Genomic DNA, 17,213 nt, shown 5'->3' on the forward strand with positions numbered 1-17,213 from the left:
CCTCCGGGTCACTTGTCGCCGTCGAGGGTGTAGGTGCGCTCGGCCGGCGGGATGGTGGCCTCGGTGCCGGGGGCGAGCAGGGCGAGCCGCACGTGGGAGGCGAACGACTCGGCGTACGCGACCCGTTGGGCGTCCTCGGTGTCCAGCGCGAAGGTGATCGGGACGGCCTGGCCGGCCTGGCGGCTGCCGGCGGTGGTGTTGCCGGGGTCCTTGGCCTCCAGGGGCGTCAGCTTGCCGACGTCGATGACCTGGGCACCGGCCACGATGACCTTGGAGACCGGCTTGTCCTCGGGGCGCCGGCCATCGAAGGTGGCGTAGATGTTCACCCGGGCACCGGGGTTGATCTTGCCGGCCACTCCGGTGGACGCGTCGATCATGATGGCGATCTCCTGCTGCCCGGCCTTCAGCGCCGGCCGGTCGACGATCATGTCGTCCTGGAGCAGCGACCCCTTCTTCAGCGGGGTCACCGCGATCTTGCCGCTGACCTTGTCCAGGTCGGTCACGGCGGTGGGCGGCAGCCACCGCTGGGGCATCTTCACCTCTTCGAACTGCCCGGGATCCAGCGTTTTATAGGCCGCGACGTCCGTCTTGAGCCGGTACGCGGTCTTCTCCGGGCCGATCTTGGACTCGACGTTCCGGATCACCGACAGCACGCCGACGAACGCGCCGACCGCACAGAGGACGGACAGGAGCAGCAGGATCACTCCGCGGCGCTGGCGTGAGTTCATGGGTGGGGGACCTCGATCGGGACGGTGCGGCGGGCGGTCGGGCGGTCTTGGGTCAGGTGCCGGCGGCTGCCGGGTGGTTCAGCGCACGCGGGCCACCGCCCGCGCGGTGCCGGGCGTGTCCGGGCGGCGTGGGACGTCGGGGCCGTCGGGGTGGCCGGGCAGGTCCCAGCCGCCGGCCGGGTGCGGTGCGCCGGGCGCCGGGTCCGCGGTGCCGCTCATGATGTTCGGTCCGCGGACGTCCGGCCGGCCGGCTCCGCCGCGCGGATCGCCGGGCCCCCGGCCGCCCTGGACCCCGTACGGCGCCACCGGCGCGAGTCCGCGCTGCCACAGCGGCGAGGCGGGGCAGTCGGGCGGGACTGCGGGCGGGACGGCGGGCGGCTGGTCGGGCGCCGGTGCCGCGGCGGGGGGGGGGGANGACCCCGTACGGCGCCACCGGCGCGAGTCCGCGCTGCCACAGCGGCGAGGCGGGGCAGTCGGGCGGGACTGCGGGCGGGACGGCGGGCGGCTGGTCGGGCGCCGGTGCCGCGGCGGCGGCCGGCGCCCCGGCTATGGCGGCCGGTTCGCGCCCCGGGCCGCCGCCCGCCCGGTCCCGGGCCGACGGCGCCGCGCAGAACGCGCAGCGGTCGCCGATCAGTTCCCGGCCGCACCAGCCGCAGTCCTCGCGCCGTACGGACGCCACGAGTTGGTGGAGGAGGGAGGGGTCCGGAATGGCGGCGGCGAACTCGATCAGCTTCTGGGTGCCCCACCAGCGGGCGGACTCGGCGGGCAGCTGCGCCTCGTACACGGCCTGTACCTGCCAGGAGGGCGCCAGCGTGGAGGTGACCCAGTCGGCGGTGAGATGGCCGCGGGCGACGGCGAGCTGGGTGGCGAAGCCGGGCGGCCGGAGTCCGGCCTGGGTGCCGTGCCGGTCCAGGTGCAGCAGTTGGGGGCGGGGGTTGGCCAGCACGGCGAAGTGGGCGCCGGGCAGCCAGGACTTCATGTGGGAGCGGAGGTCCACCTCGACCCGGTCCAGCCCGCTGACGCTGCCCAGCAGGGCGCCCGCGTGGACGTAGTGCGCCAGCAGCCGGGCGGCGCAGGCCAGCACGCCGGGACTGAGGCCGAAAAGCGACAACTGCCGCAACTGGCGGGCCAGGACGGCCACGCCGAGCGGCGGCAGGGCGGTGGGGAGGATGGCGATCCGGTCGCTCTCCAGCACGGCGCGCAGGGTGTGCAGCCGTCTGACGTGCTCCGGCGGGCAGGCCGAGGAGTACAGCGCCACGAGATGCCCGTGGTGCTCCAGTACGGCGCTGACCTCCGTCAACGCCTCGTCCAGCGGCTGGAGATGCGGGGACCGCAGCACGACGGCGGCGGGGGTCTGCCGGTCGGTCGCGGGCAGCGCGAGATCCGGGCTGGTGACTGCAATCGCGGTCGGCACGTCGCTCCCCCACTTCCTCCGGCCTCCGGGGGCCCCGGGACCGCGGATCGGCACAGCTCTGCGCCATCGGCGCCATACGCTCAGCACTTTATCCACAGAGATACGCCCCGGAGAACACGTTCTGGGCTACTCATCTCGGCCACCGCCCCAGCCGCCGCCCGATAGGGAAACACCGCCTACCGCCGAAGCGGCATCCATCGGAACAGCCGCTTCCGCGCGGACTCTTGACAGCGGCAATGGTCTGGACCACCTTGTACGGCAAGCCCAGGGGCCCCTGAGCGCGCATCCGCACCACCCCCCAACTCCCCCCCACACGGAGGCAGTCGTGGTCCGCGCACGAAAAGGAACAGGGACGGGAAGAAGCGCCCGAAAGCTGCCGGCCGGGCTGGCCGCCGCGCTGCTGACGGTGGCCGGCACCGCCGCGGCGGGCACCGCGAGCGCGTCCGAGGCGCGCCCCGCCGGGCACCCGGCCGCACCCACCGCCGTCCCCCGGCACGCCGTCACCGGCTACTGGCAGAACTTCAACAACGGCGCCACGGTGCAGAAACTGAAGGACGTCGACAACGCCTACGACATCATCGCGGTCGCCTTCGCCGACGCCACGGGAGCGCCCGGCGCGGTCACCTTCAACCTGGACCCGGCCGTCGGCTACGCCTCCGCCGCCGACTTCAAGGCCGACATCAAGGCCAAGCAGGCGGCCGGCAAGTCGGTGGTCATCTCGGTCGGCGGCGAGAAGGGCTCGATATCCGTCAACGACGACGCCTCCGCCAAGAACTTCGCCGACTCGATCAACGGCCTGATGGACCAGTACGGCTTCAACGGCGTCGACATCGACCTGGAGAACGGCCTCAACTCCACGTACATGACGCAGGCACTGAAGGCCGTCCACGCCCAGCACGGCGATGTCGTGGTGACGATGGCCCCGCAGACCCTCGACATGCAGTCGGCGCAGACCGAGTACTTCAAGACGGCCCTCGGCATCAAGGACTTCCTGACCGTCGTCAACACGCAGTACTACAACAGCGGTTCGATGAACGGCTGCGACGGCAAGGTCTACGCCCAGGGCTCGGTGGACTTCCTGACCTCGCTGGCCTGTATCCCGTTGGAGGGCGGGCTCGACCCGTCCCAGGTCGGCATCGGCGTACCGGCCTCGGCCAGCGCGGCGGGCAGCGGCCATGTCGCTCCGTCGGTGGTCGACGCCGCCCTGGACTGCCTCACCGCGGGCACCGACTGCGGGGCCTTCAAGCCGCCGCGGACCTATCCGGGGCTGCGCGGCGCGATGGCCTGGTCCACGAACTGGGACGCCTCGAACGGCAACGAGTTCGCGAGCCAGGTGGGCGGGCACGTCCACGGACTGCCATAGCCCGGCTCCTCCAAGGACGCCACCCCCCACATGGCCAGGTCCCGCGCACCGGGTGCGCGGGACCTGGTTCCGGGCCGCCGCGGGGCTACGCCCGGACGGGCCTTCGGGTCAGCGGCGGACGCCCGACGGCTTGGGCAGCGTGCAGCCCGCGGCGGTCAGGTCCAGCTTGTTGCCGGCGCCGAAGCACTTGGGGATCCCGTAGGTCTCCTCGGCGTAGTTGGTGCCCTTGTGGACCGTCACATTGCCCTGGTCGTCCACCTCACAGGGGTTGTTGACGGTGCACTTCTCACCGTTCTCGTTGCCCGTGTTGTTGATCGCGGTGACCTTGCCGGTGGTGTTGTCGACCACCGGCGAGCCGGAGGTGCCGCCGATCGTCTTGCACTCCGGGGTGTAGCGGACCGAGTCCTTCCAGCTCCAGTCGCCCTCCTTGAGGGTGGGCACGAACCCGTCGACGCTGCAGGTGTAGGTCTTCTTCCAGTAGCCGGACACCACGGTGATCCCGGCGCCCTTGGCCGGGTGGTCGGTGGACAGCTCCAGCGGCTTGATCCCGTACTTCTGCGCGATCTCCGCGTACGTCGAGCCGGTCTGGTACAGCGTCACGTCGGTGTCGGTCATCGTGGCGTACGTGACCTTGGTGGCCTGGATCTGGCCCAGCTCACCCGCCGACTTGTCCAGGACGGTGAAGGCGCGGGTGGACGGCTGGTCGACTATGACCTGCCCCGGGGAGGGCATACCGCTCTCCAGGCAGTGGCCGTTGGTCATCACCAGCGCCGGGTCGCTGTCCTGCGACGTGGGCATCTTGACGATCGAGCCGGAGCAGTCGTCCAGCGCGACGGTGCCGGCGAAGTCGACCGCCTTCGTCCGGGGCGCCGGCTTGTGGTGCGCCGGCGCGTGGTGCGGGGCGGTGCCCACCGGTGCGGCACCCGCGGGTGCGGCGCCGCTCACCAGGGCTGCGGCTCCCAGCACGGCGGTGGCCAGGGTGCCGACGAGAGGTCGATACATGTGGGGGGTCCTCTCAGCTTCTGTTCCGAAGTCTTTTGGCGTCAGTTCCGTGCCGCCACTTCGGATTTGTCGTGCGCATTGTTGGCCGCTCAGGGCCCGGTCGCAACAAATTTCCCGTAATCGATGGCAAGTTGACGGACGGCCCGGCGCCGCCTACGCCCGCGCGCGCCGTGCATCAGGTCTTCCCTACCCCGCGCCCGCCCCTGCGCCACCTCGGCCGGCCGCGGTCGACCGTCGAACTCGTACGTCAGTTGGGGTGGTTGCCCCTAGACGACCAGACTGACGGCCGCGGCCACCGCGAATCCGGCGACGGACAGCACCGATTCCAGTACGGTCCACGACTTCAGGGTGTCGCGCTCGGAGATCCCGAAGTACTTCGACACCATCCAGAACCCGCCGTCGTTGACGTGCGAGGCGAAGATCGAGCCCGCCGAGATCGCCGTGATGACCAGCGCCAGATGGGCCTGGGACAGCCCCTGCCCCGCCACCAGCGGCAGCACGATCCCGGCCGTGGTCACGATCGCGACCGTCGCCGAACCCTGGGCCACCCGCAGCACGAGCGAGAGCAGGTACGCCAGCACGATGACCGGCAGTCCGACGCCGTGGAAGGTGTCGGACAGGGCGGTGGCCACCCCGCTGCCCTTGAGCACGGCGCCGAAGACCCCGCCCGCGCCGACCACCAGCAGGATGTTGCCGACCGGCTTGAGGGAGGCGGTGGAGACCGCCTCCAGGGACGCGCGGGACCAGCCGCGGCGGATGCCGAGCAGGTAGTACGCGAGCAGCAGCGCGATCGTCAGGGCGACGAAGGGGTGGCCGAAGAACTCGATGACCGAGCGGACATGTGGTGAAGGTCCCCCCTGCACGGAGCCTGTCGGAGTGCTGGGGGGAGGCGCCAGCACGACGGAGGAGAAGGTCGCCAGGAGGATCAGCACCAGCGGCGTACCGACGATGGCGAGGACGGCGGCCGGGGAGACCGGCTTCTCCCGGGGCCGGATCCCGGCCGCGGTCTGCTCGGCGACGACCGCGGCCCTGGCCTCCGCGGCGGCCTCGGCCATGTCGTGCGGGACCGGTACGAAGAGGCGGTTGCCGATCCAGGCGGCGTAGGCCCAGGCGGCCAGGACCGCGGGGAGGCCGCAGACGGCGCCCATGAGGATGACCCAGCCGAGGTCCACCTTGAAGAGGCCGGCGGCGGCCACCGGGCCGGGGTGCGGCGGCAGGAAGGCGTGCGTCATGGAGAGCCCGGCCAGCAGCGGCATGGCGTACAGCACCATCGACCGGCCGCTCCGCTTGGCGGCGGCGTACACGATCGGCGCCAGGACGAAGATGCCGACGTCGAAGAAGACCGGGATGCCGAAGAGCAGTCCGGTCAGGCCCATCGCCAGCGGGGCCCGCCGCTCACCGAAGAGGGCGAGCAGCCGAGCGCTCAACACCTCGGCGCCGCCGGAGACTTCGAGGATCGCGCCGAGCATGGTGCCCAGGCCGATGATGATGGCGACATGCCCGAGGATCCCGCCCATGCCGGACTCGATCATCGAGACGACGTCGGACTTCTGGACCGTGCCGAAGAGTTCGGTGACGGAGAGGCCGGCGGCGAGTCCGACGGCGATGGAGACGCCGAGCAGCGCGACGAACGGCTGCAGCCTGACCTTGACGATCAGGACGAGGAGCAGGGCGACACCGAGGGCGGCGACGGTCAGCAGCCCCGCGGTGCCCGGTATCAGGGCGAGCAGTCCGCCGGTGTGCGGTGGGGACGGTGGGGTGGGGGCCGCGGCAGCGAGGAACATGGGTGACTCCGTTGTCAGGCAGGGGCCCGGAAACCGGGTCGTCCCCTGGTGAACACGATCCGGGCAGGGGGGACCGCGGCACGGCGTCCCGGAGCTACGGGACGCCGCACCGTGCGGCGGACGGTGCGCCGAGGGCGGCGCTAACGGCGGGCCGAGCAAGGAATCCGGTGCCTCAGCCCAGCACCGCGAGGGCGTCGATCTCGATGAGCAGGCCCTTGGGCAGACCGACGTAGACGGTCGTGCGGGCGGCGGGGGCCTCCTTGAGCCCCTGCTCCTCGAAGTAGGCGTCGTAGATCTCGTTCATCTCGGCGAAGTGCGCGACGTCGGTGAGGTAGACGCGCATCATCATCACGTCGTCCCAACTCGCGCCGCCCTCTTCGAGGATGGCCTTGACGTTGGCGAACGTCTGGAGCGTCTGCTCGCGCAGGGTGGGGCCGGCCGGGGTGGGGGCCCGGCCCTCGACGGCGGGCAGGAAGCCGACCTGGCCGGCGACCTGGAGGATGTTGCCCTTCCTGACTCCGTGGGAGAACTTGGCGGGCGGGGTGGTGTGGGTGGCCGGGGTGAGGGCGGTCTTCTCGCTCATGCGTGTCCTTCAGACGTCCTTCATGGGGCCGGCCGGTGGCCGGCGTTGGCGGTACCGGAGTACTCCCGGCTGATGGCGTCGGCGGTCCGGCGCACCAGCGGGAGCAGGGTGAGGAGTTCCTCCGCGCTGACGACGACACTCGGCGCGGAGACCGACATGGCGGCGACCAGGCGTCCGTCCGCACCGCGGATCGGGGCGCCGACGCAGTTGATGGACTCCTCGTGGCCACCGAGGTCGGTGGCCCAGCCCTGTGCGCGCACCTTGGCCAGCTCGGCCAGGAAGGCCGCGGCGTCGGGTGTCGAACGGGACGTGTAGCGGGGGTAGTCGAGCTTCTCCGCGAGGGCGCGGCGCTCGGGCTCGGGCAGGTCGGCGAGCAGCAGCTTGGCGACCGCGGCGACGGTGATCGCGACGGGCTTGCCGATCCGCGAGTACATCCGGACCGGGTAGCGGCTCTCGACCTTGTCGATGTAGAGGACCTCGTTCTCCTCGTGGACCGCGAGGTGGACGGTGTGCCCGCACTGCTCGTTGAGCTCGACGAGATGGGGGTGGGCGATCTCGCGGATGTCGAGGTTCTCGACGGCTTCCTGGGCGAGCGCGAAGAGCCGGGCGCCGAGGCGGTAGCGCTGGTCGGGCTGGCGGTAGACGAGGCCGTGCTCATGGAGGGTGCGCAGCAGCCGCAGCGCGGTGGACTTGTGCACGCCGAGCCGGTCGGCGACCCGGCCGAGGTCGGCGGGGCCCTCGGCGAGCAGCGGCAGGATGCTCAGCGCGCGGTCGACGGTCTGGCTCATGCCGACACCTCGCTCCGCTCGGCCTCGCATTCGCTCAGCGCGCACCCTTCCACGATTCGCTCACTGCGCTCGCTCATGTGCGTGCCTCGTTTCGCCCGGCCCCGCCTTCGTCGGGGGCGCACCTGTCGACGGTTGTCCCGCTGCGCTCGTTCACGGCGTACCCACCTCCTGGTCCACGGCCACTCTGGCGTCCGTCCAGCCGGGGCCGAGGTGCAGTGTCCCCCAGGCGGCGGCGTCGAGCCCGGCCAGCCGGTCGGCGAGAGGCCGGGGCGGCGGGGCGGCCAGGTCGCCGGTGACGGTGAGGGCCGCGGCGGCCCACAGGTGGCCGTGCCGGATCCGGGAGCGCAGCGGCAGCCCGCGGAGGGTGGCGGAGAGGAACCCGGCGGCGAAGGCGTCGCCCGCGCCGACGGCGGCCACCACGTCGACCCGCAGGGCCGGGACGCCGACCACGTCGTCGCCGGCGCCGCCCCCGCCCGGCCGGTCGGCGGCGCGCCGGAAGACGGTCGCGCCGCCCCTCCCGCGCTTGACGACCAGGATCTCCGGCTCCGGCAGCGCCGCGCGCACGGCCCGGCCGCCGTGCAGGCCCCAGGCGTCCCGCGCCTCGTCCTCGCCGACGAACACGATGTCGGCGCCGCGCGCCAGGTCGAGCAGGACCCGCGGCCCCTGCGCGTCGGCCCACAGACGGGGGCGGTGGTTGACGTCGAAGGAGACCAGCGGGCGGCCGGCCGCCGCCGGTCGGGCGGTGAGTTCGCGCAGCAGGGCGAGGCAGTCGCCGGACAGCGCGGCGGTGATCCCGGACAGGTGCAGCACCCGGCCGGCGCGCAGCGCGGCCAGGTCCATGGTCGCCACCGACATCGCGGACGCGGCGGAGCCGGAGCGGTAGTACGCGACCTCATGGGCGTCGGTGTCGCGGTCGCCGGCGGTGCGGAAGTAGATGCCGGTGGGGCGGGCGGGGTCGCGCCGGACGCCGCCGGTATCGACGCCGTACGCCCCGATCGCCCGGACGAGATGGTCGCCGAAGCCGTCGGTGCCGACCCGGGAGATCCAGCGGACGCGGTGGCCGGCGCGGGCCAGGGCGCAGGCGACGTTGGACTCGGCGCCGCCGATGGCGCGCTCGAAGGCGGGCACGTCGGCGAGCCGCCCCGGTGCGGTGGGCAGGAAGGTGACCATGGACTCGCCGAGGCAGACGACATCGGCGTCCCGGGCGGCGGTGCCGTCCGGAACGGGGGTGCCGCCGGCGTTCGAGGACCTGGTCACGATCGGTTGCGCTCCTTCACTGTGCCGTTGTGCCGCTGTGCCTCTGTGCCTCTGAGGCGGGCTGGCGTCCGGCCGCGCCGCGGAAGGTCCGCCCGGATGTCCGCCCGGAATTCCACCGGGTGCCCGCCGGGCCGACCCGCCCGTCTTGCGCTGCGGTTCCCAACGCCGTTCCCGACGCCGTTCTCCGCGCCGTTCCCGACGCCGTTCTCTGCGCCATTCCGGGCACCGTTCGGTGCGCCATTCCTGGCGCCCTTGCCCGCGTTTCTCCACCATTGACCGGGCGATGGCTCGGATGTTAGACAGCTGTAAGCGATATGCGCAATGCGCGTTGCAGAGCGTGCAACACAATCTTCGAGGAGGCTCCATGGCCGGCGAGCGGCTCGCGCAGGGACTCAAGAACCTCGCGGACGACAAGGTCGATCACCGCTTCAAGGCACTCCCCCCGGACGCCGACGGGCGCACGGTCGGCGACCTGGCCGCCGAGCGCCGCAACCTCTTCACCGGCGGCTTCACCACCCCCGTCCTGGCCCTCTCCGCCGAGTCCGTCGAGCACAACCTGGCCCTCATGGAGACCTACGCCACCCGGCACGGTCTGGCCTTCGCCCCGCACGGCAAGACCTGCATGGCGCCGCAGCTCTTCGCCCGCCAACTGGAGTACGGCGCCTGGGGCATCACCGCGGCCGTCCCCCACCAGGCCCGCGTCTACCGCGACTACGGCATCCAGCGGATCTTCCTGGCCAACGAGGTCGTCGACGCCGCCGCGCTGCGCTGGCTGGCCGGCGAGTTGGACGCCGACCCGGACTTCCGCTTCATCTGCTACGTCGACTCGCTGCGCGGCATCGAGCTGATGGACACCGCGCTGCGTGCCGCGGAAGCCAGCCGCCCCGTGGACGTCGTCATCGAACTGGGCGCCGGCGAGGGGGCCCGCACCGGAGTCCGCAGCGAGGCCGAATGCCTCGAACTCGCCGACGCCATCGCGGGCGTGGACACCCTCCGCCTGGTCGGCGTCGCCGGCTACGAAGGCGAGGTGCCGCAGGCCGACCACGACCGCGTCACCGCCTGGCTGCGCCGACTTGTCCGGCTGGCGGTGGAGTTCGACACCTCCGGCCGCTTCGCCGACCTCGACGAGATCGTGGTCAGCGCCGGCGGCAGCGCCTGGTTCGACGCGGTCTCCGAGGTCTTCGCCGAGATCCCGGAACTCTCCGCGCCGGTCCTCAAGTTGCTGCGCTCGGGCGCCTACGTCTCGCACGACGACGGCCACTACCGCCGCCTCACCCCCTTCAACCGCGTACCGGAAGAGGGCGCCCTCCAGCCCGCCTTCCGCCTCTGGGCCCAGGTCGTCTCCCGCCCCACCCCCGAGCAGGCGTTCGTCAACGCGGGCAAGCGGGACGCGGCGTACGACCTCGACCTGCCGCGGGCACAGGTCGTCCGGTCCGGCCGGGACGGCACGCTGCGCCCCGCGGCCGGCGTCACCGTCACCAAGCTGTCCGACCAGCACGCCTGGCTCGACACCGAGCACGCCGGCGACCTGGAGGTCGGCGACTGGGTCGGCCTGGGCCTGTCGCACCCCTGCACCTCCTTCGACAAGTGGCAGTTGATCCCGCTGGTCGAGGAGGACGGGACCGTCGTCGACTTCATCCGCACGTTCTTCTGATACCTGCGTGATACCCGCGGGGGTGCCGCCGCCGGCCCGCGGCACCCCCGGAAAACCCCTGATCCCACCCCGACCCCGCGTCCGGGTCGGCCCCTGACCCAACCCCCGGAAAGGCGGCCCGCCCATGGACACCGTGCTCCGCGACGTACGCGTCGTCGACGGGTCCGGAGGGCCCTCCTACCACGCCGACGTCGCCCTGGCCGACGGCCGGATCGCCGAGATCCACCGCGAGACGGACGGCGGCCCGCGCCCGGTCGCCGCCCGCGCGGTGGACGGCGCCGGCCTCGCCCTGTCCCCCGGCTTCATCGACATGCACGCCCACAGCGACCTCGCCGTGCTCCGCGACCCCGCGCACACCGCGAAGGTCGCCCAGGGCGTCACCCTCGAAGTCCTCGGCCAGGACGGGCTGTCGTACGCCCCGGTCGACGACCGCACGCTCGCCGAGGTGCGCGCCCAGATCACCGGTTGGAACGGCGGGGCGCCCGGCGACACCTCCGTCGACTTCACCTGGCGCACCGTCGGCGAGTACCTCGACCGCCTCGACCACGGCTTCGACGGCGACGGCATCGCCGTCAACGCCGCCTACCTCGTCCCCCAGGGCACGGTACGGATGCTCGCGGTCGGCTGGGACGACCGCGCCGCCACCGCCGGCGAGCTGGCGCGGATGCGGCGGCTGGTCGCCGAGGGCCTGGAGCAGGGCGCGGTGGGCCTGTCCTCCGGCCTCACCTACACCCCGGGCATGTACGCCTCGGACGCCGAACTGACCGAACTGTGCCGGGTGGTGGCCCGCTACGACGGCTACTACTGCCCGCACCACCGCTCCTACGGGGCGGGCGCCCTGGAGGCGTACGCGGAGATGGTCGCCGTCACCCGCGAGGCCGGCTGCGCGCTGCATCTCGCGCACGCCACCATGAACTTCGGCGTCAACAAGGGGCGGGCGCCCGAGCTGCTGGCCCTCCTGGACAAGGCCCTGGACGACGGCGCCGACATCTCCCTGGACACCTATCCGTACACCCCCGGCTGCACGACTCTCGTGGCGATGCTGCCCAGTTGGGCCGGCGAGGGCGGCCCCGAGGCGGTCCTCGCGCGGCTGCGGGACGACACGACCGCCGCGGCCATCCGGCACGCCCTGGAGGTGACCGGGTCCGACGGCTGCCACGGCGTCCCCATCGCCTGGGACACCGTCGAGATCTCCGGCGTCGCGGACCCGGCGCTGACCGGCCACATCGGCAAGACCGTCGCCGAGCGCGCCGCCGAGCGCGGCGAGGAGCCCTGGACCACCGCCCGCCGGCTGCTGATCGCCGACCGGCTGGGCTCGACGATCCTCCAGCACGTCGGCCACGAGGAGAACGTCCGCCGGATCATGCGGCACCGCGTCCACACCGGCGGCAGCGACGGCATCCTCCAGGGCCGCAAGCCGCACCCCCGGGCGTACGGCACCTTCCCCCACTACCTCGGCGGATACGTCCGCGAACTCGGGGTGCTGTCCCTGGAGGAGTGTGTGGCGCACCTGACCTCGCGCCCGGCCGCCCGGCTGCGGCTGCCCGACCGCGGTCTGGTGCGCGAGGGCTACCGCGCCGACCTGGTCCTCTTCGACCCGGAGACGGTCGCCGCCGGCGCCACCTTCGAGGCTCCGCGCACCCTGCCCGCCGGCATCCCGCACGTCCTGATCGACGGCCGCTTCGTCATGGCGGACGGCCGGCGCACGGACGTACTGGCCGGCCGGGCGGTCCGGCGCACCCCGGGACGGCGCCGGTCCGCCCCGCCGTACGCGGAATCGGAACCTCCACCGCCCGGCCCGTACCGTCACCCCACGTGAGGAACCCCACGCCGTCCGCGGGTGACGTGGGGAAAAACACCGGGCGGGTGCCGATACGCGCCCGTAAAGTGGCCGTCATGCAGGTGATCCAGTCAACGAAGCTCGCCAACGTCTGCTACGAGATCCGCGGCCCGGTCCTTGAGGAGGCCATGCGGCTCGAAGCGGCAGGTCACCGCATCCTCAAGCTGAACACCGGCAATCCGGCGGCGTTCGGCTTCGAGTGCCCGCCCGAGATCCTGGAGGACGTCCTCCGTTCGATCGGCACGGCGCACGGCTACGGCGACGCCAAGGGCCTGCTCTCCGCCCGCCGCGCGGTGATGCAGCACTACCAGACCAAGGGCATCGAGCTCTCCGTCGACGACATCTATCTGGGCAACGGCGTCTCCGAGCTGATCCAGATGTCGATGCAGGCGCTGCTCGACGACGGCGACGAGGTGCTGGTCCCGGCCCCCGACTACCCGCTGTGGACGGCGTCGGTCTCGCTCTCCGGCGGCACCGCCGTGCACTACCGCTGCGACGAGCAGGCGGACTGGATGCCGGACCTCGCCGACATCGAGCGCAAGGTCACCGACCGCACCAAGGCCATCGTCGTCATCAACCCCAACAACCCCACGGGCGCGGTCTACGACGACGAACTGCTGCGCGGCATCGCGGAGATCGCCCGCCGGCACAACCTGATCGTCTGCGCCGACGAGATCTACGACAAGATCCTCTACGACGGCGCCACGCACACCCCGTTCGCCGCGCTCGCCCCCGACCTGCTGACGCTGACCTTCAACGGCCTGTCCAAGGCGTACCGCGTCGCCGGCTACCGCAGCGGCTGGCTGGCGGTCTGCGGCCCCAAGGCGCACGCCGCCTCGTACATCGAGGGGCTGACGATCCTGGCGAACATGCGGCTGTGCGCCAACATGCCGGCGCAGCACGCGGTCGCCACCGCCCTCGGCGGCCGCCAGTCGATCAACGACCTGGTGCTCCCCGGCGGCCGGCTGCTGGAGCAGCGCGACACGGCCTACGAGGCCCTGATCCGGATACCGGGCATCAGCTGCGTCAAGCCGAAGGGGGCGCTGTACGCCTTCCCGCGGCTGGACCCCGCGGTGTACAAGATCAAGGACGACCGGCAGATGGTCCTCGACCTGCTGCGCGCCGAGAAGATCATGATCGTCCACGGCACCGGCTTCAACTGGCCCGAGCCGGACCACTTCCGCCTGGTCACGCTGCCCGGCAAGGACGACCTGGCCGACGCCGTCACCCGAATCGGCGCCTTCCTCGACGGTTACGGACAGTACTGAACCGCAGCGACTTCTGTACGACCCTCAACTTTAGACTCTGTCCAAGCTAGGATGGCCTCCTAGACGTTTCCAGGAGGCCGTCCCATGTACGAACCGATCCGCACCAAGTCGGTCCACAGCATGGCCACCGCCCCGGAGGTCCCGCACCGCTCCCGCGAGCAGGAGCTGGACATCCGGCTGGCCGGGCAGCTGACCGCACTGCTCACCGTCACCGACGAGCTGCGCACCCTGGCGACGTCCGAGGGGGAGCGCGCCGCGCTCGCCGACGCGGCCGACCGCATCGCCGAAGAGGTCGCGCGGCTGACCGGCGGCCACTACCCGCTGCGCGCCGAACCCACCGGCGGCACCGTCCCGTCCCGCGTGCCGGCCCTCCGGCAGCGCGCCCGCACCCTCGCCGGGAACGCCCTGGCGGTCGCCACCTCCCGGGACGACGCCGCGGCCATCGCCCTGGCCGGGGAGCGGCTGACCGCCCATGAGGCCGGCGGCCGGGACCTCGCCACGGCCTGAAGTCCGGCCCCAGACCGCCCGGGCCGCCCCCGAAGGCGCGCCGGAAACGGGCCGGGGCCCCGTGCACCAGGCACGGGACCCCGGACGGGCGCCACGCGATACGGCCGCGCCACGGACTAGCCCAGGCGCTGCACCAGCGCGCGGTACTCGTCCCACAGCTCCTTCGGCGTGTGGTCGCCGAAGGTGTTGAGGTGCTCGGGGATCAGCGCCGCCTCCTCGCGCCAGACGTCCTTGTCGACGGTCAGCAGGAAGTCCAGGTCGGCATCGGAGAGTTCGAGGCCGCCGGTGTCCAGCGCGCCCTTCGCGGGCAGCACGCCGATGGGGGTCTCGACGCCCTCGGCCTTGCCCTCCAGCCGCTCGACGATCCACTTGAGCACCCGGCTGTTCTCGCCGAAGCCCGGCCACACGAAGCGGCCCTCGGCGTCCTTGCGGAACCAGTTGACGTAGTAGATCTTCGGCAGCTTGGCCGGGTCCTTGTCGGCACCCACCTTGATCCAGTGCGCCATGTAGTCGCCCATGTTGTAGCCGCAGAACGGCAGCATGGCGAACGGGTCCCGGCGCAACTCGCCGACCTTGCCCTCGGCGGCTGCGGTCTTCTCGGACGCCACGTTCGCGCCGAGGAAGACACCGTGCTGCCAGGTCAGCGACTCGGTCACCAGCGGAACGGCGCTGGCGCGCCGGCCGCCGAAGAGGATGGCCGAGATCGGCACGCCCTTCGGGTCCTCCCACTCGGGCGCGATGGTCGGGCACTGGGCGGCCGGAACGGTGAAGCGGGCGTTGGGATGCGCGGCCGGGACACCTGAGTCAGGCGTCCAGTCGTTGCCCTTCCAGTCCGTGAGGTGCTTCGGGGTCTCCTCGGTCATGCCCTCCCACCAGACGTCGCCGTCGTCGGTGAGGGCGACGTTGGTGAAGACGGAGTTGCCCCAGAGAGTCTTCATGGCATTGGCGTTGGTGTGCTCGCCGGTGCCCGGCGCGACGCCGAAGAAACCGGCCTCGGGGTTGATCGCGTAGAGCCGGCCGTCCTCGCCGAAGCGCATCCAGGCGATGTCGTCACCGATGGTCTCGACGGTCCAGCCCGGGATCGTCGGCTCCAGCATGGCCAGGTTGGTCTTGCCGCAGGCGCTCGGGAACGCGGCGGCGACGTACTTGGCCTCGCCCTGCGGCGGGGTCAGCTTGAGGACGAGCATGTGCTCGGCGAGCCAGCCCTCGTCCCGGGCCATGACGGAGGCGATGCGCAGCGCGTAGCACTTCTTGCCCAGCAGGGCGTTGCCGCCGTAACCGGAGCCGTACGACCAGATCTCGCGCGCCTCGGGGAAGTGCGAGATGTACTTGGTGGAGTTGCACGGCCACGGCACGTCGGCCTCGCCCTCGGCCAGGGGGGCGCCGAGGGTGTGCACGGCCTTGACGAAGAAGCCGTCCTCGCCCAGCTCGTCGAGGACCGCCTGGCCCATACGCGTCATGGTGCGCATCGAGACGGCGACGTAGGCGGAGTCGGTGATCTCCACCCCGGGCGCGGAGAGCGGGGAGCCCAGCGGACCCATGCAGAACGGGACGACGTACATCGTCCGGCCCTTCATGGAGCCGCGGAAGATGCCCTGCTCACCGGTGAAACTGTTTCCTTTTTCCCCGGTGAAGACGGCCCGCATCTCGGCGGGGGCCTTCCAGTGGTTGGTCGGGCCGGCGTCCTCTTCCTTCTCCGAGCAGATGAAGGTGCGGTCCTCGACTCGCGCCACGTCCGACGGGTCGGAAGCGGCGTAGTACGAGTTGGGGCGCTTGATCGGGTCGAGCTTCTTGAACGTGCCCTTGTCGACGAGCTCTTCGCACAGACGCTCGTACTCCGCCTCCGAGCCGTCACACCAGACGACCCGGTCGGGCTGGGTGATCGCCGCGATCTCATCGACCCAGGAGACAAGGCCCTGGTGACGGGTCGGGATGGGGGGAGCCGCGTTGTCGCGCGCCACGATCGCTCCTAGTTGAGGGGTTCTGGACGGCTTCTGCCTGTTATGCCAGGAAACCGCTTATTTCACTTGTCTGCCCCTTGGGGGCCGCGACCCGGATGCTTCGTGACCGCTCATCCGGTGCCGACCGCACTCATTTGATCATCCGACCCCGATTCGGTTCTGTCCAGGGGGCACCGTGGTGACCGTCACCACTTCAGGACGATCCATAACTTACGGTTGCGTAGGTAGCATTGCGCCATGACTTCCGCGCCCGACGCCGCCGAAAGCCGCCCCCCGTCCGCGCCGTCCGACGCGGGTTCCGCGCTCACCGCGGTGGCCACCGCGACCGCGCCGCTCAAACCCAAGCTGCGCGGCTGGCTGCACGCGGGAATGTTTCCCGCCGTCCTCCTCTCCGGCATCCTGCTGACCGCGCTCGCCGACAGCCCCCGCGGACGCCTGGCCTGCGCGATCTACACGCTCACCGCCTGCCTGCTCTTCGGCGTCAGCGCGCTGTACCACCGCGGCAATTGGGGCCCGCGGGCCGACGGCATCCTGCGCCGACTCGACCACGCCAACATCTTCCTGATCATCGCGGGCACCTACACGCCGCTGACGATGCTGCTGGTACCCGGCTCCCGCGGCCAGGCCCTCCTCTGGGCGGTCTGGGCCGCCGCGCTGGCGGGCATCGCGTTCCGCGTCTTCTGGGTCGGCGCACCCCGCTGGCTCTACACCCCCTGCTACATCGCGATGGGCTGGGCCGCCGTCTTCTTCCTGCCCGACTTCCTGCGCACCGGCGGCATCGCCGTCCTCGTCCTCGTCATCGTGGGCGGGCTGCTCTACAGCGCGGGCGGCGTCATCTACGGCATCAAGCGCCCCAACCCCTCACCCCGGTGGTTCGGCTTCCATGAGGTCTTCCACTCCTTCACGCTGGCGGCCTTCGTCGTGCACTACGTCGGCATCTCCCTCGTGGCGTACACACACGCCTGAGGCGGACCGGCCCCGCACGGCCGGCACCCCCGATCTCCCGGCCGGCCCCCCGGCCGGTCTTCCGCGCCGCCGTGGGGGGGGGGGGGGGGGGGGGGGAG

Annotated in this window: 13 protein-coding genes; 6 read left to right on the top strand and 7 right to left on the bottom strand. The window is 71.9% G+C overall.

Going from position 1 to position 17,213, the window contains the following annotated elements:
• Positions 1 to 8: 8 nt before the first annotated feature.
• Positions 9 to 728 carry a Flp pilus assembly protein CpaB gene (cpaB, locus tag ACO1BR_RS16625; RefSeq protein WP_426795834.1) on the bottom strand — a complete coding sequence of 240 codons (720 nt, stop codon included), beginning with the start codon at positions 726 to 728 and terminating at the stop codon, positions 9 to 11.
• A 1,739-nt stretch (positions 729 to 2,467) separates the two neighbouring features.
• Between cpaB and ACO1BR_RS16630 the strand changes: the two genes are divergently transcribed.
• On the top strand, positions 2,468 to 3,505 hold the full coding sequence (locus ACO1BR_RS16630; protein WP_426795835.1) for a chitinase: 1,038 nt from the start codon (positions 2,468 to 2,470) through the stop codon (positions 3,503 to 3,505).
• A 108-nt stretch (positions 3,506 to 3,613) separates the two neighbouring features.
• Here the strand turns inward: ACO1BR_RS16630 and ACO1BR_RS16635 are convergent, their stop codons facing one another.
• The 5 genes from ACO1BR_RS16635 to ACO1BR_RS16655 all read right to left on the bottom strand — a co-directional run bounded on the left by ACO1BR_RS16635 (position 3,614) and on the right by ACO1BR_RS16655 (position 8,919).
• Positions 3,614 to 4,507, bottom strand: coding sequence for a S1 family peptidase (locus ACO1BR_RS16635; RefSeq protein ID WP_426795836.1), 894 nt, complete (start codon positions 4,505 to 4,507; stop codon positions 3,614 to 3,616).
• 266 nt (positions 4,508 to 4,773) lie between these two features.
• On the bottom strand, positions 4,774 to 6,291 hold the full coding sequence (locus ACO1BR_RS16640; RefSeq protein WP_426795837.1) for a GntP family permease: 1,518 nt from the start codon (positions 6,289 to 6,291) through the stop codon (positions 4,774 to 4,776).
• A 172-nt stretch (positions 6,292 to 6,463) separates the two neighbouring features.
• Entirely contained in the window at positions 6,464 to 6,874 is a 411-nt protein-coding gene (locus ACO1BR_RS16645; RefSeq protein ID WP_426795838.1) for a RidA family protein, read from the bottom strand.
• A gap of 20 nt (positions 6,875 to 6,894) precedes the next feature.
• Complete coding sequence (locus ACO1BR_RS16650; protein ID WP_426795839.1) at positions 6,895 to 7,662, bottom strand: IclR family transcriptional regulator; 768 nt, start codon at positions 7,660 to 7,662, stop codon at positions 6,895 to 6,897.
• Between the two features lie 150 nt (positions 7,663 to 7,812).
• Positions 7,813 to 8,919 carry a sugar kinase gene (locus ACO1BR_RS16655; protein WP_426795840.1) on the bottom strand — a complete coding sequence of 369 codons (1,107 nt, stop codon included), beginning with the start codon at positions 8,917 to 8,919 and terminating at the stop codon, positions 7,813 to 7,815.
• A gap of 364 nt (positions 8,920 to 9,283) precedes the next feature.
• On the opposite strand from ACO1BR_RS16655, the gene ACO1BR_RS16660 reads away from it, so the two are divergent.
• The 4 genes from ACO1BR_RS16660 to ACO1BR_RS16675 all read left to right on the top strand — a co-directional run bounded on the left by ACO1BR_RS16660 (position 9,284) and on the right by ACO1BR_RS16675 (position 14,188).
• On the top strand, positions 9,284 to 10,573 hold the full coding sequence (locus ACO1BR_RS16660) for an amino acid deaminase (RefSeq protein WP_426795841.1): 1,290 nt from the start codon (positions 9,284 to 9,286) through the stop codon (positions 10,571 to 10,573).
• 124 nt (positions 10,574 to 10,697) lie between these two features.
• Positions 10,698 to 12,392 carry an N-acyl-D-amino-acid deacylase family protein gene (locus ACO1BR_RS16665; protein ID WP_426795842.1) on the top strand — a complete coding sequence of 565 codons (1,695 nt, stop codon included), beginning with the start codon at positions 10,698 to 10,700 and terminating at the stop codon, positions 12,390 to 12,392.
• A gap of 77 nt (positions 12,393 to 12,469) precedes the next feature.
• On the top strand, positions 12,470 to 13,681 hold the full coding sequence (locus ACO1BR_RS16670; RefSeq protein ID WP_426795843.1) for a pyridoxal phosphate-dependent aminotransferase: 1,212 nt from the start codon (positions 12,470 to 12,472) through the stop codon (positions 13,679 to 13,681).
• A gap of 84 nt (positions 13,682 to 13,765) precedes the next feature.
• A complete protein-coding gene (locus ACO1BR_RS16675; RefSeq protein ID WP_426795844.1) occupies positions 13,766 to 14,188 on the top strand; it encodes a hypothetical protein in 423 nt (140 codons plus the stop codon).
• A 116-nt stretch (positions 14,189 to 14,304) separates the two neighbouring features.
• On the opposite strand, the gene ACO1BR_RS16680 is transcribed toward ACO1BR_RS16675, so the two are convergent.
• Positions 14,305 to 16,149: a phosphoenolpyruvate carboxykinase (GTP) gene (locus tag ACO1BR_RS16680; protein WP_426795845.1), complete on the bottom strand. Its 1,845-nt coding sequence runs from the start codon at positions 16,147 to 16,149 to the stop codon at positions 14,305 to 14,307.
• A gap of 237 nt (positions 16,150 to 16,386) precedes the next feature.
• Between ACO1BR_RS16680 and trhA the strand changes: the two genes are divergently transcribed.
• Positions 16,387 to 17,115: a PAQR family membrane homeostasis protein TrhA gene (gene trhA / locus ACO1BR_RS16685; RefSeq protein ID WP_426795846.1), complete on the top strand. Its 729-nt coding sequence runs from the start codon at positions 16,387 to 16,389 to the stop codon at positions 17,113 to 17,115.
• The last annotated feature ends 98 nt before the right edge of the window (positions 17,116 to 17,213 follow it).

Source organism: Streptomyces sp. YGL11-2, from assembly GCF_050054615.1.
GTDB lineage: Bacteria > Actinomycetota > Actinomycetes > Streptomycetales > Streptomycetaceae > Streptomyces.